At 65.6% G+C, this 23,798-nt stretch carries 17 protein-coding genes; 8 read left to right on the top strand and 9 right to left on the bottom strand.

Annotation, left to right across the window (positions count from 1 at the left end; all coding sequences use genetic code 11):
• Nucleotides 1-172: 172 nt before the first annotated feature.
• Together ACIP9X_RS08170 and ACIP9X_RS08175 are read left to right on the top strand one after the other, a co-directional pair.
• The gene (locus ACIP9X_RS08170; RefSeq protein WP_400479218.1) at nucleotides 173-1,552 is read left to right on the top strand and encodes an FAD-dependent oxidoreductase; all 1,380 of its coding nucleotides are present in this window, start codon (nucleotides 173-175) and stop codon (nucleotides 1,550-1,552) included.
• A gap of 25 nt (nucleotides 1,553-1,577) precedes the next feature.
• Nucleotides 1,578-2,024 (top strand): low molecular weight phosphatase family protein, encoded by a 447-nt coding sequence (locus tag ACIP9X_RS08175; RefSeq protein WP_400479219.1) that lies wholly within the window; start codon nucleotides 1,578-1,580, stop codon nucleotides 2,022-2,024.
• A 77-nt stretch (nucleotides 2,025-2,101) separates the two neighbouring features.
• Here ACIP9X_RS08175 and ACIP9X_RS08180 read toward each other — a convergent pair whose 3' ends face one another.
• Nucleotides 2,102-5,596, bottom strand: a complete 3,495-nt coding sequence (locus tag ACIP9X_RS08180; protein WP_400479220.1) for a chitobiase/beta-hexosaminidase C-terminal domain-containing protein — start codon at nucleotides 5,594-5,596, stop codon at nucleotides 2,102-2,104.
• A 722-nt stretch (nucleotides 5,597-6,318) separates the two neighbouring features.
• On the opposite strand from ACIP9X_RS08180, the gene ACIP9X_RS08185 reads away from it, so the two are divergent.
• Nucleotides 6,319-9,480, top strand: coding sequence for an efflux RND transporter permease subunit (locus tag ACIP9X_RS08185; protein WP_400479221.1), 3,162 nt, complete (start codon nucleotides 6,319-6,321; stop codon nucleotides 9,478-9,480).
• A 174-nt stretch (nucleotides 9,481-9,654) separates the two neighbouring features.
• A complete protein-coding gene (locus ACIP9X_RS08190) occupies nucleotides 9,655-10,896 on the top strand; it encodes an ATP-binding protein (protein ID WP_400479222.1) in 1,242 nt (413 codons plus the stop codon).
• Between the two features lie 50 nt (nucleotides 10,897-10,946).
• On the opposite strand, the gene ACIP9X_RS08195 is transcribed toward ACIP9X_RS08190, so the two are convergent.
• The 4 genes from ACIP9X_RS08195 to ACIP9X_RS08210 are packed head-to-tail and all read right to left on the bottom strand — an operon-like array spanning nucleotide 10,947 to nucleotide 14,811.
• Nucleotides 10,947-11,375, bottom strand: a complete 429-nt coding sequence (locus tag ACIP9X_RS08195) for an ATP-binding protein (RefSeq protein WP_400479223.1) — start codon at nucleotides 11,373-11,375, stop codon at nucleotides 10,947-10,949.
• Nucleotides 11,368-11,700, bottom strand: coding sequence for an STAS domain-containing protein (locus ACIP9X_RS08200; protein WP_400479224.1), 333 nt, complete (start codon nucleotides 11,698-11,700; stop codon nucleotides 11,368-11,370). Before ACIP9X_RS08200 ends, ACIP9X_RS08195 begins: the two co-directional genes overlap by 8 nt.
• Nucleotides 11,690-13,666, bottom strand: a complete 1,977-nt coding sequence (locus ACIP9X_RS08205) for a glycosyltransferase family 2 protein (RefSeq protein ID WP_400479225.1) — start codon at nucleotides 13,664-13,666, stop codon at nucleotides 11,690-11,692. Before ACIP9X_RS08205 ends, ACIP9X_RS08200 begins: the two co-directional genes overlap by 11 nt.
• Nucleotides 13,663-14,811, bottom strand: coding sequence for a PP2C family protein-serine/threonine phosphatase (locus ACIP9X_RS08210; RefSeq protein WP_400479226.1), 1,149 nt, complete (start codon nucleotides 14,809-14,811; stop codon nucleotides 13,663-13,665). The genes ACIP9X_RS08205 and ACIP9X_RS08210 overlap by 4 nt, the downstream gene beginning before the upstream one ends.
• 226 nt (nucleotides 14,812-15,037) lie before the next feature.
• Here ACIP9X_RS08210 and ACIP9X_RS08215 point away from each other — a divergent pair, with 226 nt between their 5' ends.
• From ACIP9X_RS08215 to ACIP9X_RS08225, 3 genes are all read left to right on the top strand, one after another.
• Entirely contained in the window at nucleotides 15,038-15,922 is an 885-nt protein-coding gene (locus tag ACIP9X_RS08215) for an SGNH/GDSL hydrolase family protein (RefSeq protein WP_400479227.1), read from the top strand.
• Between the two features lie 178 nt (nucleotides 15,923-16,100).
• Nucleotides 16,101-16,589: an HAD domain-containing protein gene (locus ACIP9X_RS08220; protein ID WP_400479228.1), complete on the top strand. Its 489-nt coding sequence runs from the start codon at nucleotides 16,101-16,103 to the stop codon at nucleotides 16,587-16,589.
• A gap of 548 nt (nucleotides 16,590-17,137) precedes the next feature.
• Nucleotides 17,138-17,716 (top strand): hypothetical protein, encoded by a 579-nt coding sequence (locus tag ACIP9X_RS08225; protein ID WP_400479229.1) that lies wholly within the window; start codon nucleotides 17,138-17,140, stop codon nucleotides 17,714-17,716.
• A 186-nt stretch (nucleotides 17,717-17,902) separates the two neighbouring features.
• Here ACIP9X_RS08225 and ACIP9X_RS08230 read toward each other — a convergent pair whose 3' ends face one another.
• The 3 genes from ACIP9X_RS08230 to ACIP9X_RS08240 all read right to left on the bottom strand — a co-directional run bounded on the left by ACIP9X_RS08230 (nucleotide 17,903) and on the right by ACIP9X_RS08240 (nucleotide 22,121).
• A complete protein-coding gene (locus ACIP9X_RS08230; protein WP_400479230.1) occupies nucleotides 17,903-20,179 on the bottom strand; it encodes a fibronectin type III domain-containing protein in 2,277 nt (758 codons plus the stop codon).
• Nucleotides 20,180-20,597: 418 nt separating this feature from the next.
• A complete protein-coding gene (locus ACIP9X_RS08235) occupies nucleotides 20,598-21,599 on the bottom strand; it encodes a hypothetical protein (protein WP_400479231.1) in 1,002 nt (333 codons plus the stop codon).
• Between the two features lie 243 nt (nucleotides 21,600-21,842).
• Nucleotides 21,843-22,121, bottom strand: coding sequence for a hypothetical protein (locus ACIP9X_RS08240; protein ID WP_400479232.1), 279 nt, complete (start codon nucleotides 22,119-22,121; stop codon nucleotides 21,843-21,845).
• Between the two features lie 16 nt (nucleotides 22,122-22,137).
• Between ACIP9X_RS08240 and ACIP9X_RS08245 the strand changes: the two genes are divergently transcribed.
• Complete coding sequence (locus tag ACIP9X_RS08245; RefSeq protein ID WP_400479233.1) at nucleotides 22,138-22,872, top strand: hypothetical protein; 735 nt, start codon at nucleotides 22,138-22,140, stop codon at nucleotides 22,870-22,872.
• A 27-nt stretch (nucleotides 22,873-22,899) separates the two neighbouring features.
• On the opposite strand, the gene ACIP9X_RS08250 is transcribed toward ACIP9X_RS08245, so the two are convergent.
• Nucleotides 22,900-23,760, bottom strand: coding sequence for a GntR family transcriptional regulator (locus tag ACIP9X_RS08250; RefSeq protein ID WP_400479234.1), 861 nt, complete (start codon nucleotides 23,758-23,760; stop codon nucleotides 22,900-22,902).
• Nucleotides 23,761-23,798: the final 38 nt, after the last annotated feature.

Consider the following 23,798-nt stretch of genomic DNA (forward strand, 5'->3'; position numbering starts at 1 on the left):
CGCACCCAACTAAGTAGCAGCTAAGGCCGTTCTGAGCTCTGAGAACGGCCGGTGCTGCTACTTTCTTGGGCGGAACGCCACTCCAGACAGCCGACAGCGCTGCCCGCCCCGCCAGACAACCCTGCCCGAAAGCCCTGCCCGACAGCCCCCAGCCGACAGAACAGAGGACACCTTGGATTCAGCGAAGAAGCTTCCCGTCGCCGTGATTGGCGCCGGCCCGGTGGGGCTCGCCGCCGCGGCACACCTGCTCGAACGCGGCCTGGAGCCGCTGATCTTCGAGGCAGGGCCGACGGCGGGCGCCGCCGTCGAGCAATGGCGCCACATCCGTTTGTTCTCACCGTGGCGGTACAACATCGACGCCGCCGCCGTCCGCCTGCTGGAGTCCGCCGGCTGGGACCCGCCCCGCCTCACCGCCCTCCCGTACGGCGGGGAACTCATCGAGAGGTACCTGTCGCCCCTGGCCGCACTTCCGGCGATCGCTTCCCGGCTGCAGACCGGTGCCCGGGTCACCGCTGTCACGCGGCAGGGACTGGACAAAACCCACGTGCGGGACCGGGACACCACACCGTTCACCATCCGCGTCGAGCACCGGGACGGCGAGACCCGCGACCATACGGTGGCAGGGGTCATCGACGCCTCGGGCACCTGGTCCATCCGCAACCCGCTGGGCACCTCCGGGCTCCCCGCGATTGGCGAGGATGCCGCGGCAGCGCGGATCTCGGCGCCTCTCCCCGACGTCGGCGGCCGGGACCGGGCTTCCTTTGCCGGCCGCCGCGTCCTGGTGGTCGGCGCCGGACACTCCGCGGCGAACACCCTCATCAGTCTCGCCGACCTGGCGAAGGGCGAGCCCAGTACCCGCATCCTCTGGGCCGTCCGCGGCGCCTCTGCCGAGAAGGTCTACGGCGGCGGGAACGCCGACGGACTGCCCGCCCGGGGCCAGCTCGGCGCCCGCCTCCGCCGGCTGGTCGAGGCCGGCAAGATCCAGCTGCACACCGGCTTCGGCATCAGCTCCTTCAAGTCCCTGGACTCCGCCGTCACCGTCACCGCCGTCGATGGGCGCACCCTGGACGCGGACATCGTGGTGCCCTGCACGGGATTCCGCCCGGACCTGGACATCCTGCGTGAAATCCGACTCGATCTGGACCCCGCCGTCGAGGCGCCCACCGAGCTGGGCCCGCTGATCGATCCCGAATTCCACTCCTGCGGCACCGTCCCGCCGCACGGCGCCAAACTCCTGGCCCACCCGGACAGGGACTTCTACATCGTCGGCATGAAGTCCTACGGACGGGCCCCGACCTTCCTGCTCGCCACCGGCTACGAGCAGGTCCGCTCCGTCACCGCAGCCCTTGCCGGTGACCGTGACGCCGCGGACGCCGTCCACCTTGAGCTCCCGGAGACCGGCGTCTGCTCCACCGACGGCGGCACCAGCTGTGACGTCCCCGCCGCGGTCCCCGCAGGCACCGACGCTGATGCCGCCTGCTGCGCGGCGCCCGAGCCCGTACTCGTCGGTTTTCCGACCGGACTCGCCCACGGCCGCTCCGCCGAAAACTGAAATCAACCAAGGAAGAATCCACCTCATGACCGACAGCGCCACTTCTCGAACCGGCGAAAAGAATCCTGCCGTCCTGTTCGTCTGCAGCAAGAACGGCGGCAAGTCCCAGCTTGCCGCCGGGCTCATGCGGCAGCTCGCCGGCGATAGCGTGGATGTGTATTCGGCGGGCACCAAGCCCGGCAAGGACCTGAACCCCCTCGCCGTGGAATCCCTGGCCGAACTCGGCGTCGACGTCACGGGCGAACACCCCAAACCGGTGACGGACGACGTCCTCGGCGCAGTCGACGTCGTCGTCGTACTGGGCACGGAAGCGAAACTCGAACCCCGCGACGGAACCAGGTTCGAACTCTGGGAAACCGACGAGCCCTCCGAGCGCGGCATCGACGGCATGAAACGCATGCGGCTGGTACGTGACGACATCAAAGACCGCGTCCAGCAGCTCTACAGCACCCTTGGCGGCACCAGGGCGTAGCACGAAACAGCGGCCCCCTGCCGGATAACCGGCAGGGGGCCGCTGTGCTTATTCGAATCAGCGTGGCCAGGAACGGATCAGAAGATGTCCTTCATGATGTTCCAGCCCAGGCCGATCTTCTTCTTCGGCTGCACATGTCCGTCGCCCTTGCCCGCGTAGAGCCACAGGTTGCCGGACTTGTCCCGGGCGATCAGGTCCTTCTTGCCGTCGCCGCTGAAGTCGCCGGGTCCCATCAGCAGGCTCATGATGTTCCAGCCCATGCCGATCTTTTTCCTCGGAGCGTAGCTGCCCTTGCCGTCGCCGGCGTAGAGCCAGAGGTCGCCGGCCTTGTCACGGGCTACGAGATCCGGCTTGCCGTCACTGGTGGTGTCGCCGGCGCTGACGATACTGGTCATGCTGTTCCAGCCCCCGCCGAGCTTTTGCTTCGTCGTGTACCGGCCGCGTCCGTCGCCCGGGTAGATCCAGAGGTAGCCGGCCTTGTCGCGGGCCACCAGGTCTGCCTTGCCGTCGCCGCTGGCGTCGCCCGGAGCCACGATGCTGGTCATGCTGTTCCAGCCCCACCCGACCTGCTTCTTCGCGGTGAAGCGACCGGTACCGGTCCCTGCGTAGTGCCACAGGTTGCCGGCCTTGTCACGGGCCACGATGTCCGCCTTGCCGTCGCTGTTGGTGTCACCGGCGCTGACCACGCTGGTCATGCTGGTCCAGCCCGACCCGATCTGCTTCTTAGCGGCGAAGCCGCCCTTGCCGTTGCCCGGGTACAGCCACAACCTGCCGGACGTGTCCGTGGAGATGAGGTCAGCCTTGGAGTCGCCCGTGAAGTCGCGCGGGGTGGAGTCCGCGATTGAGGGCTGCTCAACCGGCGTCCCACCGCCAGGCGTCTCACCGCCGGGCGTCTCGCCGCCGGTGTTGTCTCCACCACCTGCGGCAGCGGTCCAGCTGCCGATGCTGCTGGCGTTGCCGGCGGCATCGATCGCCAGGGCACGCAGGGTCTGGCCCGCAGCGAGCTGCACCGGAGCCGAGTACCGGGTGCTGCCGGCTGTCGGCTCGGTGCCGTCCAGGGTGAAGAAGACGGACGCGGTCTCATTGGCCGACAGGGTCACTGCGGTGCCCGCCGGGACCTCGCTGCCCGCAACATTCGCGGTGAGGGCCGGTGCGGTCTTGTCCACGGTGAACGTCTCCGTCTTCACTGCGGAGGCGATTCCAAAGGTGACGGCGATGAACTTCAGTGTGGTCACGCCCTCGGTGGTGATGGGGATCGGTTCCGTATACAGCGTGCTGGCCGTCGTCGGGTCCGTGCCGTCGGTGGTGAAGAAGATCTGGGCATTCTCCGGAGTGGCGGCCAGCGTGACGAGTTGGTCAGTGGCGAACACGCCGCCGGCCGTAGTCGCCGTGGGTGTGGGCTCCGGAGGGGTCGCGCCGGTCATGCGTCCCTGGACCACGAACTGGTCGGTCTCGCCGAGCACTTCCGGGTCGCCCAGTGCGTCGCCGCCGGCCCCGCCAATCTTCTCGATCTTGAAGAAATTGGTGTCATGCGGGCTGCCGGTCACGGCGTGCGGCGTGGCGCCGTCGCCGAGGTAGCCTTCGGGTGCACCTTCGGTCCAGCGAAGGAAGGGCCCGATCCTGGCCTCCAGCAGTCCGGAGAAGTCGCCGGTGGCGTTCAAGGCGCCCAGGTCTTCGGTGTAGTTGATGTTGCCGTCGACGTCCGCGGTCAGGTCCAGGACCCCGTAGGGGTGCGTGAACCGGTAGGTGGCGCCGGGCTCGAAGACCGCGTCGCCGCGGACCCGGACCCGGCCGAAGCCGATTTGCGTGTTGTCCTGGACGGAGTCCGCCCCGAACGCCGCCTCGGAGGCCAGAGTCAGCCGGACGTCCTCGCCGTCGACCGTGACCACCGCGTCCGAGGCGAACCAGAACGCCTCTCCCGGGAAATTGTCGGGCCAGGAAGTGGGCTGCGCCGGGTCGGGCCGGTCATCGACCACCGGGCACAGCGGATCATCCAGGCACAGGTCCAGCTGGACCGGCTCCTGGCCTGCCCAGCCGTTGTCCTTCAGCCACATCGGGAAACCGTGCTCGCCTGCCGGGCCGATTTCGGAGAGGTTGCGGACCTTGAATGGGAAGGATCGGATTTCGCCCGCGGTGCCGGTGGCCGGGTCGACGGCGACGGCCCGGAGGGTAGTGGACGTGCTGAGAGGGATGGGACCCGTGTATTCACGGGTGGAGCCGGCCGGTCTCCCTTCCTCCGCCAGGCCCGGGGCCGTTCCGTCGGTGGTGTAGTAGATGTCCGGCGCGACGGACGGGTCGTTCGTGGTTCCCGTGAGGGTGATGGTCTGCGGTCCCGCGAGGGGGCCCGCGCCCGCGTCCGGAGTGGCCTCCAGCCAGGGCCGGGTGGCGTCAAGCTCGTACTCTTCGGTGTAGATGGCGGTGGCCTTCTCGCTGTTCTCGAGGTCGACGGCGATGTACTTCAGGGTTGTCAGCCCCGGTGTGGCCAGTTCGACGGCGGCTGCCGCGGACATGTCGCCCTTGGCAGGAACGAATTCCGTGCCGTTGACGGTGCCGTCTTCGTTGAAGCCCGGATCGGTGCCGTCCGTTGTGTAGATGATCTTCGCCTTGTCGGGCAGGGACGCCTGGATCTTGACCGTTTGCTTGGCGTTGTAGATGCCCCCGGGCTTGTCGACCCCTGCTTTAAGCGTGGCGATTTTGCCCTGCACGGCGAACAGATCGGTCCGGGCGCTCCCGGCGTTGCCGGCCCCGCCCCCTGATACCTCGAAGTAGTCCGTGTCGTGGGGGCTGCCCACCACCGTGTGTTCGACGTTCGGGTCGCCGATGAAGCCCTCCGGCGGGGCGGGTGCCACGGCCGGGTCCCACCGCAGGAAGGGGCCGATACGCCCCTTCGACGGCTCGTCCCAGGTGCACGGCTGCTGCAGGCAGCCGATGTCTTCGGTGTAGCGGATCCTGCCTCTGTCGTCGGCGGTCAGAACCTCAACCCCGTACGGGTGGGTGAAGGTGTACTGCTGGCCCGGCACGCCGTCGTCGAGCCGTAGCCGCAGCCGGGCAAATCCGTTCTGCTGTCCCTGGGCCACTTCTCCGACGCCGGAAAAGGCCGCTTCCTGGGCCATGATCAGGCGGGCTGATTCCCCGCCTGGCATGGTCAGCGATGTTTCGGCGGACCACCAGAAGGACTCTCCCGGGAAGTTCCCGGGGATGGCCAGCGGCTGTGCAGGGTCGTAGTCGGCGCCGATGATCGGGCAGTCCTGGGCGTCGGTGCACAGTTCCAGCCGGACGGGGTCCAGCCCCTTGGCTTCGTCCCCGCCGTCGGCGTACCAGTACGGATAGCCGTTGGCGGGATCGATCGGGCCCACACCGGCCGGGCCGGTGGGCAGCGCTGCCGGCAGCATTCCCGCCAGCACAGCGTGCGACAGCCCCGAGCCTCCCGCCGGCAGCGCGGCGACGGCCGGCGGCAGGACAGTCAGCCCGGACAGGAGGACGGCCCCCACGGCCGCTGCCCCCACCGCCCGGCGGAACCTGACGTGGCGGTGCTTGGACCGCGTGGTCTGGTCTTGATGGACAAGTCTCATGTTGTGCCCCCCCTGTCGGCAAATTTGCTGGTGGGGGCATTGGTGCAAGTGGTGTAAGTGGGCCCCCGCGCTAACTTTCCGCACGGGCATTGGGATTTCCCTAGGACCTCATGCCTTCCTGGCGCCGAATCCCACCTGTTAGGGGGGAAGCCGTCAGGGCGAGACTGAGGGGTACCGTCTGCCAGAGACCCTGTTGGGGGTAGTCTCTTGTCACAAAAATTCTTGCCGTGCATTACGCTTCTGACTGCGTTGTCGTAGGCTTAATCAAACGAATCTTTATCGCACGCTGCCTTGGAAATCCGCTCATCAAGCGTGACAGCAGGTGTCAAAAATGATTTGAAAGTGAACAACAAAACTCCTTGCCCCCGGCTCGCTGGACCATCCTGGACTCGAATAGAGTCTGACGCCGGGCCGAGCAACGTCCTGTGGTTAGGGGGCGTCAGGGTAATCGGAGGGGCCACCCTGCATTTCGCTCGCTGCTTCGCGGCGCTGCGAGCGTTCTTGCATAGTCGAACGAGTAATTGACGCCGACAGCGCTGTCGACGTCAAATACGAGGGGCTGAGGGTAATGGCCGCCTGGTTTATCCGCCGAAGTTCTACATCATGTTTGTCCGTTGTTCACGTAGTTCGATTCCGGTCCGGTCCGCCGCCTGGAATAGAAGTTTTCACCGTGGGAGCCGCAGGGCTGTTCGGAGCCGGGTCCGGGACGGCGGGCCGTTGAGATGCGCCGCATTGTCGGGTTCAGCCTGAAATTCCGTGCCTTGGTGGTGGCCGTCGCGGTGGCAATGATGGCGTTCGGGGGCGTCCAGCTCAGTACGGCCTCTGTAGACGTCTTTCCTGAATTTGCGCCGCCGAAGGTGGAGATTCAGACGAGCTGCATCGGTCTGACCGCTGCCGAGGTGGAGCAGCTGGTGACCGTTCCGCTCGAGGACGCCCTCAACGGCGTCGAGGGACTGAACGATATCCGCTCCAAGTCCGTGGAACAGCTGTCCTCGATCGTGCTCCTTTTCGCCCCGGGGGCGGATCTCCTGAAGGCCCGCCAGCTGGTCTCGGAGCGCATCGCCACCGTCACGCCGTCGCTGCCCAGCTGGGCAACGCCGCCGGTAATGCTGCAGCCGCTGTCCTCCACCAGCCGGGTCATGAAAATTGGCCTGACGTCGGAGGACCGGTCACTGATCGAATTGTCGATGATCTCCTACTGGAAGATCCGGCAGCACCTGCTGCGGGTCCCGGGTGTGGCCAACATCGCCATCTGGGGTCAACGAAAAGAAATGCTGTTTGTGAACGCGCTTCCGGAGAAGCTGAAGGCCCACGACGTCACCTTGAACCAGGTCATGGATGTCACCGCCAACGCCCTGGACGCTGGCCTGCTGCAGTACACGCCGGGGGCAGTCGTAGGCACCGGCGGCCATGTTGAGACGCCGAACCAGCGGCTCAGCATCCAGCACGTGCTTCCGATCGTTACGCCCCAGGACCTCGCGGAGGTCGTGATCGAGGAACGGAACGGGAAGCCGCTCCGCCTGGGTGATGTTGCGAATGTGGTGACGGATCATCAGCCGCTCATTGGTGACGCGGTGATCAACCAGGGTCCGGGGCTGATGCTCATCGTTGAGAAGCTTCCATGGGGCAACACCCTGGAAGTCACCAAGGGTGTGGAAGCGGCTCTTAAGCAGATGGAGCCGGGACTCAGCGGCATCACCATCGATACGGAGATCTTCCGGCCCGCGACCTTCATCGAGGAGTCCCTGGACAACCTCAGCCGCGCGTTGCTGCTGGGCTGCATCCTCGTGGTGCTGGTGCTGGGGGCGTTTCTCTTCCAGTGGCGGACCGCGCTGATCAGCCTGATAGCCATTCCGCTGTCGCTGGTGACGGCGGCGTCCGTCCTCTATCTAACGGGCACTGCGGTGAACACCATGGTCCTCGCGGGGTTGGTGATTGCCGTCGGGGTGGTGGTGGATGATGCGATCATCGATATTGAGAACATCATCCGAAGACTCCGGCAGCACCGGGCGCAGGGCGGAACACGTTCCACCGCTTCGGTGGTGCTGGAGGCCTCCCTGGAGGTCCGTGGCCCGATCGTCTACGCCACGCTGATTATCATCGCCGCGGCTGTGCCGATCTTCTTCCTGCAGGGGCTCACGGGCGCTTTCTTCAGACCACTCGCCATCTCCTACACTCTCGCGGTGCTGGCCTCAATGGTTGTGGCCTTGACAGTGACCCCGGCCCTCGCGCTGATCTTCATGCGCAAAGTCCCGCTGAAGGAGCAGGAGCCGCCCTTGGTCCGGGTGCTCAAGCGCGGATACCACCGGATCCTGCGCCCGATCGTCCGCCGTCCGGCGGCCGGCTACGCGACGTTTGGCGCGATGGCGGCCGTCGGTGCCCTCACCGCGCCGCTGCTGGGACAGTCTCTGCTGCCGGACTTCAAGGAACGCGACTTCCTGATGCACTGGCTGACCCAGCCGGGCACCTCCCTGGAAGAGGAGTACCGCATCAGCCAGAAAGCCTGCGCAGAACTGCTGACCATTCCGGGGGTGCGGAACTGCGGCGCCCACATCGGGCAGGCATTCAACGCCGACGAAGTGGTGGGCGTGTACTTCGGTGAGAACTGGATCAGCATCGACCCTGCTGTGGACTATGACGAGACATTGGCCAAAGTCCATGAAGTGGTCGAAGGCTATCCCGGTATCGTGCGGGACGTTCAAACCTACCTGAAGGAGAGAATCCGTGAGGTCCTGACGGGCGCCAGCAACGCCGTCGTCGTCAGGCTCTACGGGGACGACCTGGAGCTGCTGCGTTCAAAGGCCGCCGAAATCCAGGCGATCTTTGACAGGACCGAGGGGGCCATTGACGTCCACACGGAGCTCCAAAAGGACATCCCACAGCTCAATATCGAGGTCGACCTGAACAAAGCCCAGCAGTACAGGCTGAAGCCAGGAGACGTTCGGCGTGCGGTCGCGACACTGGTCGGCAGCGAAGAAGTAGGCGACCTTTACCGGGATGGAAAAACTTACGACGTCCGTGTCTGGAGTTCCCCCAGCATGCGTTCGGACGTCACGAGCATCAGGAGTCTTCCCATTGATACGCCCAGCGGAGAGAAAATCATGTTGTCCGACGTCGCAAGCGTCGACGTGAAACCAACGCCCAATGTCATCGAACGCGACGCACACTCGAGGCGGATCGACATCGAGGCAAACGTGACAGAAGGATCTCTGGGGACCGTCGTTGCGGCGATGGACGAAGGGCTCCAGCGTGTGGAGCTGCCTCCGGGCTTCCGTACGGAAGTTCTCGGCGAATACCAGGAACGCCAGCAGGCAACCAGCACGCTGCTGACCCTCGCCACCGTGGCGTTGGCAGTGATTTACCTGCTGCTGCAGGTGGCCTTCTCAAGCTGGCGGCTGGCCACGCTGGTCATCCTCACCCTGCCAATCGCCCTCGTCGGCGGCGTGTTCGCCGCCTTCCTGGGAGGTGGTGTCCTGTCACTGGGCTCGATTGTGGGCTTCCTGACAGTTATGGGCATCGCGGCAAGGAACGGCATCCTGCTCATCAACCACTGCCAGCACCTGGAGAAACATGAGGGCATGAAGTTCGGGCCTGAGCTGGTGCTCCGCGGCGCAGGTGAGCGGCTTTCACCGATCCTGATGACCACCCTTGCCACCGGGCTGGCCCTCGTTCCGCTGGTGGTCCTGGGCGAAATTCCGGGCCACGAGATCGAGCATCCCATGGCTATGGTGATTCTTGGCGGACTGGTGACGTCCACGCTGCTTAATCTCTTCGTGGTGCCGTCGCTCTACCTGAGGTTCGCCAAGTCCCGGAAGCAGCGGGAGGACCACGTTGATAAGGAGCCGGAGACAACAAGGCACGAGCCGCTCAGATCCCGGGCCTGACTGCTAGTGCGGACGTGAGGTGACATGCGTCCTTCGGTGCGCGGAGGCATGCGGGAGACCTGGCAGCGGATCCAGTAGAACAGGCGGAACTCCCGCTGGTCAGCGCGGTGTTCAGGGCGACGGACAGGTGCTATCTGCCAAGACCCTGTTGGGGGTTGGTACTGGGAGGGACCAATGGCAGGCATTACCTCGGGCATGGCCACGTACAGCCAAGCCGATCAGCGCGACGCATCCTTGCGCGAGGACGGGCTCGTACCGGGCACCGGCGATGCAGAGCCGGCCATCCTGGCCGGGAAGTCTCTGGAGCCGCTGCAGAACGTTGTGGAGCTCGCGGCCAAACTCTGCGGTGTCCCGTTTGGTGTGGTCAACGTTGTCACCTCCGACCAGCAGCGCCAGATCGCAGCCGCCGGCATAGAGGCGGACCTCTGCTCGCGTGAGGATTCCATGTGCGCGAAGGTGTTCCTCAGTGGGCAAACCACGGTGGTGCGGGACGCGTCACGGGATCCCCGGTTTGTCTCCAGCCCGTTCGTCACCGGGGACATTGCCAGTGTCCGCTTCTATGCCTCGGTGCCCCTGGAGACAGACTCGGGGTTTGTCCTCGGTTCACTGTGCGTTTTCTCCGACACCTCTGCCGCGCCGAACGCCGGGCAGATCGGCATGCTGGAAATCCTGGCCCGCCAGGTGGTGGAGCTGCTGGAGCTCCAGCGCCGCACGCTCCAGCTGAACAAGGCCCTCGAGGACCTGCGCCAAAGCAATGCAAAGCTCGGGGAATTCGCTGGCCGGGTCAGCCACGACCTGCGCATTCCCCTCACCACCATCCTGGGCTATGTGGAGCTGGGCGAGGACGATCCGGACATCGGCCCCGATCACCCGGCCGTGGAGTACTTTCAGCTCATCGGTGCCAGTGGCCGCCGCATGGTCGGGATGCTCGAGGACGTCCTGAACTACTCCAAGGTGGGCGGAGGCCTGCGCGCCCAGCAGACCTCCCTGCACACTGCCGCCGAGGAAGTCGCCAGGGATCTGGGCATCGGGTTCGGGCCCGGTGCAGTCCTGGACTGCGAGGACCTGCAGCTCTACGCGGACCCGGGACAGCTGCGCACCCTGCTGCAGAACCTCGTGGCCAATGCCCTGAACTACCGGAGCCCGGACCGGGAACCGGTCGTGCGCATCAGCGGCGTCACGAACTACCACGGAGCCACCGTGCTCGTGGCAGACAACGGCAAGGGAATCGCTCCCGGGGACCGGCTGCGCGTCCTGGAGCCATTGGTCCGGCTCCACCGGAATGGCGACGGCGACGGGTCCGGTCTGGGACTGGCCATCTGCCGGCGGATCGCTCAAGCGCACGACGGCGAGCTGACGCTCACTGAGACTCCGGGCGGCGGAACCACTGCCGTGGTCACGTTCCCTGCTGCCTAGAGGAAAGTTCTGCGATTAGCCGCGCCTGCGCCCCCTGCCGCAGGACAGCATCAAGGCAGGGTGGCGTCCCTCGACAGAACCCAAATGTTGGTTCCGTCCTGGCGGGTGAACGTCACGGTGCTCACCAGGGCGCGGATGAGTGCCAGGCCGCGCCCGGACTCGGCGTCCTCGCAGGGCATGCCCGCGTCCGCACCGGTGAATTCGGGTTGGACGGCGCCGAAGGCACTGATCTGCGCCTTCAGGCTCGTCTGGCGGACGCAGATGTCCACGCCAAGTTCAACGGGCGCGGCGGTTTCCGGCACGGCATGCTGCACCACGTTGGACGCTGCCTCAATCACTGCCGTGGCAAAAGTCATGCGGTCCATCTCCGGGACGAACGGTGCATCCTCCCACAGGCCGTCGAGCTCCCCATGGACGGCGTCGATGGCTTCGGGGGTGGCACGGTCGCGGAAGCTCCGGCGGGCGAGGACGCTAGTCATCGGCAAAGGCCGCATCGGAGGAGGGGTAGGAGGTGAGCACCCGGTCCATGCTGGTCAGCTCCAGCACCATCTTCACCTGTGGCTGGACGGCGGCGATACGGAGGTCTCCGCCTGCCTGGCGGGCAGCCTTAAGGCAGCCGATGAGGGCGCCGAGACCCGAGGAGTCCATGAAGGCGGTCCCGCCCAGGTTGACCACGATGCGGTTGGAGCCAGACGAGACGACGTCCGCCACGAACTCCCGCAGCTTCGGCGCCGAGACCATGTTCAGCCGGCCCTCGGCTTTGATTTCGGCGTACGAGTCCTTGACCTCATAGCTAAGTTCCACTGGGCTTCCTCTCTACGATAAAACCTTCTGCCGCTGACGTGGCCGGCTCATATCCCTTGTACAGGACGGCCCGGACCAGGATGCTCATCACCACGATGTCGAACACCACCCAGACCACGTTGACCAGCGTACCGATGGGTTCCAAAAGCCCGGCGGCAAGGCGCGCCATGCCCACCACAGCCGCAATCACGAGCAGGACGGACACCACGATCTGCGGTCGGATCAAGCTCCAGCTGGGGCCGCCGGTCTGGCGGTCCTTCGGGGTGACGGCGAACCCAAGGGGGCGTCCGAACCAAACGTTACGGGCCGCCGTCGTGCACGCCTTGATCCAGGTGGGGAACAGGGCGAGGCTGTACTGCTGCCCGCGCCAGGTGGGGATGCCGCGGCCGGCGACGGCGAACAGCAGCTGGTTGGCCACCATGAACGGAATGAAGCGGATGAAGAAGTCGGTGCTGAGGCTGGTGACCGGCAGGATCCCGAGGAGCAGGTAGACGATGGGGGCGGCAAAGTAGACCACCGCGGCGAACCCGCTCAGGTATGTCCACATGGTGGCGAAGTACATGAGCCGCTGGCCCAGTTTCAGGCCGCGCTGCACCAGCGGGTTCTCGCGCAGCATCACCTGGATGGTGCCCTGCGCCCAGCGCAGCCGCTGCGTCAGCATGGTGGCGAGGTCCTCGGGGGCGAGGCCGTAGGCGAGGACTTCGTGGTGGTACACGCTGTGCCATCCCATGCCGTGGATGCGCATGGCGGTGGCCATGTCCTCGGTCACTGAGATGGTGGCCAGGGGCATCACCGGCTGTGCTTCGCCGCTGCGTTCCACGGACAAGGCGTCCAGCACCGCCTGCACCGATTCGAGGGCGCCCAGCGGGGACCAGTCGCGGGCGGACATGCGTCGCACGGCGTCGTCGGCCACCACGGGCACGCCGGATTCCCCCACGTGGGCGAGTTCCATGGCGGCGATCTCTTCGAGATCGGCCTGCAGCGCGGAAACCTCCGCCTGGACGAGTGCCTGGACGGCCTGGTCCACCTTGCGGCGGACGCGGTAGGTGATTTCGCTAAGGGATTCGCCGTCGTCGAGCCGGCGCCGGGCTTCCTTGGTGGCGGCCTCCACCTCGTCGAGCATCTGCGACACGAGGGGGTTGTCCGAGTCGGCGGACTTACGGGCCTTGCGAAGGGCGGCCTGGGATGCGGCAAGGGCACGCCGGATGCTCTTTTCCGTTTCCTTGACGTAGCCCACCAGGCCCAGCTGCATGAGAGCCTCTCGGCGGAGAACGGCGTTGGAGCCGCAGAAGAAGGCGGCGTTCCAGCCGTCCTTGCCCTGCTGGATGGGTCCGTAAAACAGCGGCGCCTGGCTGCCGAGCGGATCGTCGGCGGGGACGTTGCTGAAGAACTGTGGAGTCTGCACCAGCGCAACGCGGCGGTTGTTGAAGTAGCCCAGTGTTTTGTCGAGGATATCCGGCTCGGGGATCTGGTCGGCATCGAGAATCAGCAGGAACTCGCCCTCGGTGACCATCAACGCGTTGTTGAGGTTGCCGGCCTTGGCGTGCCGGGGCATGTCCTTCCAGTCCTCGCCGCGCGTGACGTACCCAAGCCCGTGCTCGGCGGCGAGAACGCGCAGCTCGGGACGCGCGCCGTCGTCGAGAATCCACGTGCTGTGCGGGTGCCGGATCCGCTGGGCGGCCAGCGCCGTCGTCATCACCAGGTCCAGCGGCTCGTTATAGGTGGTGATGAAGACGTCCACTGTGGCGCCCGCAGGAGCAGGCGGCGCGCCTTTGCGGATCTTCAGCCGCCACACCGTCATGCCGAACAGCATGACGTCGATGAGGCTGTACGTTTCGGCGGCCACCAGCGGCACCGCGATCCACCAGGCGTCCCAGTTCAGCGAGGCCAGCCAGCGCCACGCGATGTAATTCACGCCCAGGATGACCGTCAGGACAACTAGCAGCCGGGTCCAAAAACGCGTCACGGTGCCGTTCTCCCCGCGCCCGGCCCAACCTCGGCGGGCCGGGACCGGTCGGCCAGACGCCGAACTACAACGGCGGTGACGTCATCCTCGGCGGAGCCCGCCGGTGCCAGCGCAAGCAGCGCGTCGCATACCGCTTGCGCGCTGGAGTGGCCGAGGGTCGCCTGCAGCACGGCTGCAGTCAATTCCTCCACGGAGGGAAAGACGTCCAGGACGCCGTCGCTTACGACGACGAGAGCATCACCGGGGCAAAGGTCCAGTTCCGCTTCGTGCCAGAGCGTTCCGGCCCAGGCCCCCACCGGAGGGCCAGCCGGACGCAGCCGCGCCGCACCGCCGTCACTCCTGACATGCAGGGCCAGGCCGTGGCCGGCATCAATGTAGCTGACCCGGCCGGAGTCGGCATCCAGACGGGCGTGGAACATGGTGACGAAGGAACCCGTGCCATCCAGATCCGCCTCGATGGTGCTGCTCGCAGCCGAGAAGGCGGCCTCCAGCCCGTCCATGTAACGCACTGAGCGCATCACTGCGCGGGTGGTGGCGGCGATAAGGGCCGCACCCATTCCTTTGCCCATGGCGTCGGCGAATGTCAGGTGCAGGCCGTCAGGAGTCTGGTACCAATCATAAAAGTCGCCGCCCACGCTGCGACACGGGCGGAAGACTCCGGCCACCTCGTAGCCGTCCAGCTGCACTTTTTCCGTGGGCAGCAGGCTCTGCTGCACCTTGCCGGCGTGGACCAGGTCATCCTGTGCTTCAGCATCTGGCGAGGAAGTCCGCGAGCGGCGGAACAGGGCGTTAACACGGGATCGGAGTTCGCGCGGGCTGAACGGCTTGTTGATATAGTCGTCCGCGCCGTTGTCCAGACCGGTCAGCCTGTCCAGCTCATCCACGCGGGCGGTGAGCATGATGATGTAGGCATCCGAGAATTCGCGCAGCTTCTTGCAGACCTCAACCCCGTCCATGTCGGGGAGGTTAAGGTCCAGGGTGACCAGGTCCGCCTGCACGGCCCGGACTGCCTCAATGCCGGGCAAGCCTGCGGCTGTTTCCGTAACCTCGAAGCCCTCTTTTACCAGGATGCGGGCCAGCAGTCCGCGGATGTCGGGATCGTCTTCAATGACGACGGCGCGGCGAGGCGGAGGGGAAGAAGGCACTATCCCATTAAGTACTCTCCTGCCACAATTGTCACCTTAGCCACAGCCCTCACGCCAGGCCAAGCGGCGATGGTCGGCTGTGAAAGGAGCGAAGGGCCAGTGGAGGCTCTGCCGCTTCGCGGAATTCTTCAGATCTTGCGGAATCTTCGAGCAACCGAAAGCGTTGACTGAGTAACGCCCCAAAGCTGCTGGGGGGCCTGCGGGCGGCGAGTGAAAGGAATAGGCGATGGACGCCGTCGGCCGCTCTACCCCTGGCGGTTCCGGCAAGGGACAGGCTCCGCACCCCTGGAGCCGGTACGTGGCATTGGGTGACTCGTTCACGGAAGGCGTGGGCGACCCCGAGGAGCGCAGCCCGAACGGGCTGCGCGGCTGGGCGGACCGCGTGGCTGAAGAGCTGAGCGCGGGCCGCGAGGACTTCTCGTACGCCAACCTCGCCGTGCGCGGACTGCTGCTCCAGGAAATCCTGGACCGGCAGACGGAGCCGGCGCTGGCCCTGAAACCGGACCTGATAACCCTGTCCGCGGGCGGGAACGACATGGTCTTCCACAACAGCAACCCGGACAAACTCGCCGCGAGGCTCGACGCCGGCGTCGAACGCCTGAGCACCACCGGAGCCACGATCGTGCTCTTCACCGGGCCGGACTGGTGGCACACGCCGGTGCTGGGCCGGAACCGGGCCAAGGTGGCGATCTTCAACGAGAACATCCGCGCCATCGCCTACCGCCACCACTGCATCGTCGCTGATCTGTGGTCACTGCGCGAGCTGCGGGATCCGCGCATGTGGGACCCGGACCGGCTGCATTTCTCGCCGCTTGGCCACCACACCATTGCCATGATGGTGCTGGACACCCTGCATGTGCCGCACACGCTGCAGCCCCTGGAGCCCCGGGAGCTGCCGGAACAGGGCTGGCGGCAGGCCGGTGCCGGGGACTTGGTCTGGGCGAGGACCTACTTCCTGCCATGGGTGCTGCGGTGGCTGCAGCAGCAGCCTCCCGTCATCCGGCGGCTCTACACCCGCCAGGCAGAAGAGGTGCTGCACCCGAAGCGTCCGGCGCCGGCGCCGGTTGTCGCGTCGAACAAGCGCCGGGAAGCGGGCCGCCGGGGGCAGTAGCGCGGCTCCGCGCCTAATGCCAGGTCCGCGGCTGTAGCCCGCAGCCCGGCTGCGCGTCCGGGCCGGGTCCGCGCCTGTAGCCCGCCGCCCCGGCTGCGCGTTCCAGCCAGGCCGGCGCAGCAGGCGGGATGGGGTTTGCGGCTATCGCCGGACCGGGACGCAGGCTAGTGTCGCGTACATGAAACCGCTGATCCTGCTGGACATTGACGGAGTATTGAACCCGGTGGCTCATCCAAACGGTGGGGGAGATGGACCGGACGTGGCTCTGTCAGATGCGAAGGTGTCGCTGGTCCGCAGACTCTCCAGGTGCGGGCGGATCGCCTGGGTGTCGACCTCTCCGGAGGACCTGACCGCGGAGTTGGAGTCACAGCTGCAGCTCGAGATGGAACCCTTGCGGGTGGAGTTGGCGATGCGTGAGAGCGACGTTGAGGAGCCGACACCGAAGCTGCGGGCGGTGACCGAGTGGCTGGCCGAAAAGGCGTCGGCCGGAGAAGCTGACTGGGACGCGGTGGTGTGGATCGATGACGTGCTCGGCCCGGATGCGCACGAGTGGGCGGACGGGTTCGGCCAGCCGGTGCTGCTGGAGAAGACGTCGCCGGAGGAGGGGCTGACCAAAGAGCAGGTTGCGTCCGTTGAGTCATTCCTTGACGGCGGCCACGGGGCCTGAGCTGAAGATCTGACCCGCATTTAAATGGGGCCACTGGCTCTTGAAAGACTTTAGGGAAAGCACGGCCAGCTTTTATTCCCGGGACGTCTTGCAGTCATTTGTTTCCACCGAGCATAAAGCCGAGTTTGGTCAATTGCCGGCGATCAATTCTTGGTGACTGCACTGTGTCATTTGATGCCTCTGGAGAGGTACCAAAGCGTTCTTGACACCTCTAATGCTGCGGCGTACTTTGATTGCTCACTGGTGACTTCCGGCCCCGGCCGGGAATGGCCGGTGAGACTTGTGAGGCGCCGGGTACGAGGATGTATCTGGCGCCTGAAGTCGTGATCAAGGGGTTCGATTGTCCGCTTGTCGTCTCATCACGGAACCGCAGCTGCTCCGCTGCTCCACAAAAACCGCTCGCCCCACGGGCTAAGCAACCATCGGAACAACCCATGCACAGAAAACGATCCCCCATCTTTGTCGGGCTTTGCCTTATTCCTTTCCTGTCAGCCTGCGGCGGTGGTGAACCGGCCGCGCCTGCCACAACCGCCACGCAGACGGTAACCGTGACTCCCACGGAAACGCAGACCGAGCCGGGACTCCTGCCCACGACACCCGTCCCCGATGCCACTACGGCAACCGGTACGAGCACCGCGGCAGGAACGACGACAGCCACGCCAGCGACGACCGATACGGGGTCAGCAACTGCAACGGCAACAGAGTCCCCGACCGGCACAGAAATCGACGCCGGAACGCCAACGGACTCTCCCGCAGCGACCGAACAGACCTCTGGTCCAAAGACCATTCAAATCAACGGGAAGGGATACGCCTGCTCTGACCTGTCCGAGAATGCCTGCGACCAGGGCGTTACGGACGCCTTCAACAAATGGGGAGACAAGCTGGAAGGGTTCGCGAACTCGGACCGGCTTGGAACGCTCGGCAAGGGCGGCTCAGCGAAGCTTCCGGATGACCGGATCGCCCGCCTCGGACTGCTTTCCTGCATGTATATGGAAACCAATGCTGATTCAACGAAATTCTTGGAAGGGGCGAAGAAATTGGAACCAAAAGCCAAAGACGCGGACCTTCTGCTGTTCTGGCTCGAGTCCAACAGATTGATTTGCCCTGAGCTTCAGCTTAAGGCCTAGCCTTATGCTCCAAAATGCATCGGTAGGTCATTGTCGAATTTTCTTGCAGAAACGATAAGCTTTCGCTTTCTACGCTTTGTTTTTTTCCATTTTGCATAAGTCTAAGACGTGGCCGTTAACGGCCTCTGGTGGCCCCCGAGCGTAATGCCCGGGAGCCACCAGAGGTGTGGTGGGCCTGTTTGCGGTCTACTTGTTGGTGACGGTTGCAGGCCCGGCTGTTCCTCCTGCGGTGGATTCAATCCAGATGGTGCCGGGGTTGGTGCCGGCGGCGGCGTTGCGTAGCCTGAGGGTGTATTCGCCCCCGGTTGCTGGCGCGGCCGCGGCGGTGACGGTCGCCTGGCCGAGTACGTGGCCGTCGAGGCTGCCTGCGTGAATGGTTATGACGCTGCCGACGGCGGAACTGGTGCCGGAGATCCTGAAGTCGCGGCTCTTCCAGGTGGCGCTGCCGATGGTGACGCGGTCCGGAACCGGAGTGACTTTGACTTCGTCGGTCCGTGTGACGCCGCCTGCCGTGACCGTGAGCTTGAAGGTGAGGGGGCTGTTGGTCATGGGGTGTTTGAAGACCGGAAGGCTGAAGGTCGGCTTCAGGGTTGTGGCACCGCTCAACGAGACCTTGTTCGGATCGTTGATTCCGTTCGGGACCTGCTCCCACTGATACGTGGCCCCGGTGGCCGTCGAGCCCGTGCCGTCCAGGGTTACCGTAGTGGCAGTGGTGCGGCGGGCAACGGACTGGTCGGGGCCAGCCTTTGCCACGACGTCGCCTTCAGCGGTCACACTCATGCTCTTCGGGGACTCCTTGCCCCAGCCGTTGGTGTTCCTGGCTTTCACCGTGAACTGGTAGGCAGCGTCTGCGCCCAGACCTTCAAAGGTGAACGTGGTGTTCGTGCCGGCGGACCTTGCTGCGCCGAACGTTGCGCCGTCGGAGGTGTAGGCCTGGACGGAGTATTCGGTGATGGAAAGGCCTTCTGCCCCCGGATTCGGGGCGGTCCAGGAGAGCGTTGAACTGCCCTTGCCGGCCACAGCGGACGGGGCCTCCGGCGCCGCCGGAACAGGATCGTTCGTGACGGTGAACGTTGCTTGTCCCCTTTCGGACGTATTCCCGGTGGGATCAAAGGCTACGAACCGGAGGGTCGTGGTCGATGTGATCTTGATCGGGGTGGTGTAGCGGGTTGAGTCCGTGGAGGGATCGCCGGCCTCGTCCAGAGGGTCACTGCCGTCGGTGGTGTAGTAGATGTCGCTGCCGGTTTCGCTGGCGCCGAGGGTGACCTCATGGCCGATCGGATCGGTGCCGCCGTTCGGCGAGGCGGACACCGTTGGGGCCGTGGTGTCGGTAACCGGGACGGCGTGCGCCGCGGGGAAGGTCTCGCCGACACTGCTGACGCCGACCACGTAGACGTCGTACTCTTCACTTGCGGAAAGACCCGTGATTGTGGTGCCGGCGGCGCTCTGGCTGGAGATGCGCTTGCCGATCTCCACGCGCTCGTTCTTCGTTTCCGTCTTGCCCACTGCCACGGCCCGGTAGCCGGTGACGGCGGGGGTTCCGGGGATGGCCTCGGCCGGCGTCCAGTTCAGCTTGAGACCGCCCGATACCTTGGCTGCGGTGATCCCGGATGGGGCCGGAGGACCGGACTGCAGGGGCCCGTTGGGGCAGCCGCCCATGCCCGGACCGCCGGGTTCGCCGTACTCCGAGATGGTCAGGCCCTGGCGGTTGTCGTCCGCGTCTGCAACCTGCCAGGCCATGGACCGGGCGCCCGCCGCGTTCGCGGCGAGTTCGGCTGCGGCCGGTTCATCGAAGACGTACGTGGCGGTGAAGGTGTTTCCTGTAATTGCCAGGCCGGATGAGTAGCCGCCTTTATCCGAGAGGGTCACGGGGCCGGGCAGGGCACGGACGTCGCGGCGGCCGATGCTGGTGTCGTTCAGGGCTGGCTCGATGATGCGCTGTTCCATCTGGGCGGGGTTGACGCTGCTGCCCAGGTGGCCCTTGACCGTGACGGTGTTGCCGCTGCGGGTGGACGCCTCCGTCACGTACGTGTCCTGGACCGTGGTTTCGCCGGCGGCTGTAGAGCCGAACTTCATGGAGACGACGTCGCCGGGAAGAATGTCCGGGGTAACCTTCAGGCCCGTTCCGTCACCCCAGCAGACACCGCCGGGGTGGTTGATTTCGAAGGCGACATCGCCTGCAGCCACTACCGACTGCGCTGAGCCGACAACCTTCCCTCCGCGTGCGACCTCCACTGTTGCGGTCTCACCGATGTGGTCCTGGTAGCCCTCGATGGTGACGAAGTCGCGGTCGGGGAAGACAACGATGTTGTCCGGAAAGGAGGGGACAGCGGCGCTGGCGGGCTGGATGGCGAGCAGGGAGGACGCGCAGACCACGGCCGAAACGGTAGCGATGATCCCGGCCCGACGATTGCCGGCAAGGAGCGCGGAACGCCCGTCCGGCTTGCATTGTGCAGATTTCATGATGACTCCATTGACCCTAGGTGCGCGAGACGATCCCGCGCATTGATCACAGGGTGTGTAGTCCACCTTGAGGAAACGCTGTGTGTTTCCGGACCTGTAACCGCCCGATCAGCGGGGGCATCCTGCTGCCTGCCCACCCGCAAAACTGCTGCATGTCCTCGGGCGCAGGTTGGGAGGCTGACGTCAGAACCGCGGGATGAATGCGGAAAAGCTATCCCCTGAAGGCCACGGGAAAGACGCGCTCCTGGTCTTGAGGGCCGTTCAACGGCAGCCCCTAATGTGGGGGACCCGCCCCGCAATTGAGACGCATGGTTTCGCCTTCGCCGACGTAGACGACGTCTTCGGGCCCCAGATCTCGACGCCGTTCAGGAGTGCCGGACAAGTGCCGGCACTCCGTCAACGCAATCAAGAGCGGCACTTACGGCAGCGGCGTCAGCGGGGCGTCGAGACCGTCGGTGGAGGTGCGCGGCGCCAGGCGGCTGCCATCCGGCACGGGGAACGGGAAGCCGAGCACGGCGAGCCGTCCGCGGACCTGGTTCTCGGCCTGGCAGTCCTGCACGCAGTCGGTGGGCGGGTTGGCTACTTCCACGGAGTCCTCACCGGTGACAAAGCCCATGCGCCCGCCGCTGGCCACATCCCAGACGGACATGCCGCCGCAGTGGTCCCGGGTTTCGGGGAGGCCGAGGTTGTTGCTGAAGTCGGGGCCGCACGCGGGTTGGGGGACCCGTTCGGCCACCTGGGCGCTGTCGCGGACCACGAACTCGGCGGACACGTTATTGCCGATGTTCACGCGCGGCCTGACCTGGACGCAGAACTGGCTGGGCGGGCCGGTTTCAACACTGGTGCATGCCGAGCCGAGGAACTGCCCCAGCCTGGCCCGGAAGTCGGCGTTGTCGAAGTAGAAGGCCCCGGCGGCCAGCCGGTGCACGATGCGGGTTGCGGCGGCATCGCCGCGCTCGGGTTCCATCTGGAAGATGCCGCCCTGGGCGCAGTCCTTCGCCTGGATCTTCATGGTCAGCCCGCCGGTCCCGTTCCTGAGGAGCGCCACCTCCTCGTCCTTCACCTCCAGCGTGATCGCGCTGTTCAGGACCAGGCCGCGGTGGTCCGGGATCTTGCTCGCGAAGACGGGGGTTGCGCGGCCGCCGGTGATGTCCAGCTCGTTGGCCGCACCGGTGAAGGCGTAGTTGTGGATGGCGAAGTTGGCCGGGTCCACCTCGAACCCGACGTACTTGCCCTGGACCAGGAAACGGCTTCCTGGCGCTGCCACGGTGCCGTCGAATTCGCCGGCCTGGCCCAGGACCTGGAACCCGCCGCCCACGCATCCCTTCGAGGATGCTGCCTGGGCGGGCGCGGACACCGCGACGAAGCCCACGGCCGAAGCTGCCAGGGCGGCGGCCGCTGCCGCTGATCGGAATTTCAAGCTTGGTTGTAACCTCTTGACGTTCATCGGATTCTCCTCGCGGCTGGCATCGCAAGACTCCCTATTGAGTTTTTGTCCCGTCGACCGAGGTCAGACTATGACTTCCGTTTTTGGCCCGGAATGGCAAAATGCGTGTCCTATCCCAATCTTGGACAAGCCTTTGATCGGCACTTTCCAGATCTTGTACAAGGGGTTTTCTCCATCGAAATGAAGTCTGCGTGACATGTCATAAAAATTGACCGGTTAGACTGCCCTGATGACTAAATTGGGGGCCATTGGGGTCGGTTTGCTGTTGCTGCTGTCGGCGGCCGGGTGCAGTTCCGGCGGACCTGCCGAGGGCGGCGCTTCGCAGCCACCCGGTTCACCCTCGGTAAGCCAGTCGCCCAGCCGCCCGACGGCGGGGGAGACTGCCGCGGCCAGCGCTTCTTCCGCGGCTCCCGCACCAGCAGAAACAACGACGCCGGCAACGTCACCGGCGTCGGACCCGGCGCCAAAGCCCTCGGCCGGCTTGGCAACGTTCACGACCCCGGACGGCTCCTTGAGTTTCACGTACCCGCCGGCGTGGAAAGTCACGCCCGTCGAGGGACAGGACGATACGTACGCCGTAATTGACGCGGCTGGGGCCACACGGGCAACCCTGAGGGCCCAACTTAAAAGCCGCCCGACCCTCAGCATCCCCACCGGCCTGGACAGTGGATTTCGGGCTGACGTCCCCGGAGTTGAGGGCCCGGGTGGCAGGGACGTCGAGCTTGTGTTGCACGGTGTTTACGGACAGGCCCCCGGCGGCCAGGGCGCTATCTATGCCATCAACACCGTCGGAGATCAGGAGCCCGTTGGGCGCGCTGCCGTGGAAGTAAGCCAGGGCGGCTACTACGTCGGCTTCAGTGGCTTCGTTCCGCTGCGGCGCGACGTGCCGACGCCCAGCAAGGAGGAACTCTTCGCCGCTGCTGCCGCGTTTGCAGGCTCCGCCGAATTCAAGGAAACAGCCAGGGTGATCACCTCCCTGCGGCTCAACCCGGCGAAGGCCGTGCAGGCAGGGTGCCTCGGCGCCCGCTACCGGTACGACAAAATCGCCGGGCTCAGCTGCGACGAAGCGATCGCCGTCCTTGCCCGTGTGCAAGCGACCGGGACGGGATACGGCGCCCGCAACTACCAGACGAATGACTACGTCTGTTTCTACGCAGGCGCCGTGGAGAGCCAGAACGGGCAGGCCGACATCATCTGCCGCAACAAGGCGAACGACGCCGTCTCGTTCGAAGCCTGGGAGAAGTAGGAAGCCGTCCACCGTGACCGGCGGCTGCTAGCGACTGCTGTTGTCGAGGGCCGCTAGTTCTGATTCGAGTTGCTGTGTCAGCGTTCGCAGGCGCCGGATGTGTTCCTCGGAGACAGGTGCGGGTTGTGACGTAACCTGCGCGTCAACGTCGAAGACGGTGTTGGGGCTGTGCCAGACGTTGAACCATTCGAGACCGTGGCCCAGCGCGTCACGGGTTACGCCCTGCAGCAGGAGCAGGGGCTCGCGATTGTTTGTGTTCAGTTTTTGCGCCAGGTCTGGATCTGCGGCAACGGCCTGAACCTGCCTCGGGCCGCCTGCCGGATGGTACCCGTGCTCCCGCATGAGGCCGAGCAGCGAGGCGTTTTCAAGCAGTTCTGTGGTGAAGTGCGGAAACAGGTCGCGCGGTACCCAGGTCCGCATGAAGGCCACCGGGAGCTTTTCCAGGTAGCGGATCCGTTCAATCTTCCAGGTGTTGGTGGTGTTCAGGGCCTCGACCGCCGCCTCGGGCGGGGAGGCTGGTTCAACGGTGAGGACGTGGGTCCGCAGGCGCTGACCGTGCGCCGCGACCTGTTCGTCCAGTCCGCCGGCGCGCTGGACATGCCGGCGGAGGACTGGGGTGGCGGCGACGACGCTGCCCCGGCCGCGCTGGCGGCGAATCAGTCCGAGGTCGGCCAGCCCGGACAGAGCCTGCCGTACGACGCTGCGGGAGACGCCGAACTGTTTTTGGAGTTCCTCCTCGGTCGGCAGGGAGGAACCGGGGTGGAGGGGGAGTTCCAGGATCTGCCGGTGCAGGATGTCCCGGATCTGGGCGTGAAGCGGCCGCCCCTCCTCCCGGTTTACACGGGGCGTCCGCTCCGGGGGCTCCGCCGCAACTGGCTGCACACTCACGCTGACTCCTTTGCCGTTTCCTGCACATCATAGCCCGC

The organism is Arthrobacter sp. NPDC093125 (genome assembly GCF_044754225.1).
GTDB lineage: Bacteria > Actinomycetota > Actinomycetes > Actinomycetales > Micrococcaceae > Arthrobacter.

Coding starts and splice junctions, on each gene's coding strand:
- ACIP9X_RS08215 (WP_400479227.1), top strand. CDS start 15,038: ATGGACGCCGTCGGCCGCTCTACCCCTGGCGGTTCCGGCAAGGGACAG.
- ACIP9X_RS08230 (WP_400479230.1), bottom strand. CDS start 20,179: ATGAAATCTGCACAATGCAAGCCGGACGGGCGTTCCGCGCTCCTTGCC.
- ACIP9X_RS08175 (WP_400479219.1), top strand. CDS start 1,578: ATGACCGACAGCGCCACTTCTCGAACCGGCGAAAAGAATCCTGCCGTC.
- ACIP9X_RS08220 (WP_400479228.1), top strand. CDS start 16,101: ATGAAACCGCTGATCCTGCTGGACATTGACGGAGTATTGAACCCGGTG.
- ACIP9X_RS08180 (WP_400479220.1), bottom strand. CDS start 5,596: ATGAGACTTGTCCATCAAGACCAGACCACGCGGTCCAAGCACCGCCAC.
- ACIP9X_RS08190 (WP_400479222.1), top strand. CDS start 9,655: ATGGCAGGCATTACCTCGGGCATGGCCACGTACAGCCAAGCCGATCAG.
- ACIP9X_RS08185 (WP_400479221.1), top strand. CDS start 6,319: ATGCGCCGCATTGTCGGGTTCAGCCTGAAATTCCGTGCCTTGGTGGTG.
- ACIP9X_RS08195 (WP_400479223.1), bottom strand. CDS start 11,375: ATGACTAGCGTCCTCGCCCGCCGGAGCTTCCGCGACCGTGCCACCCCC.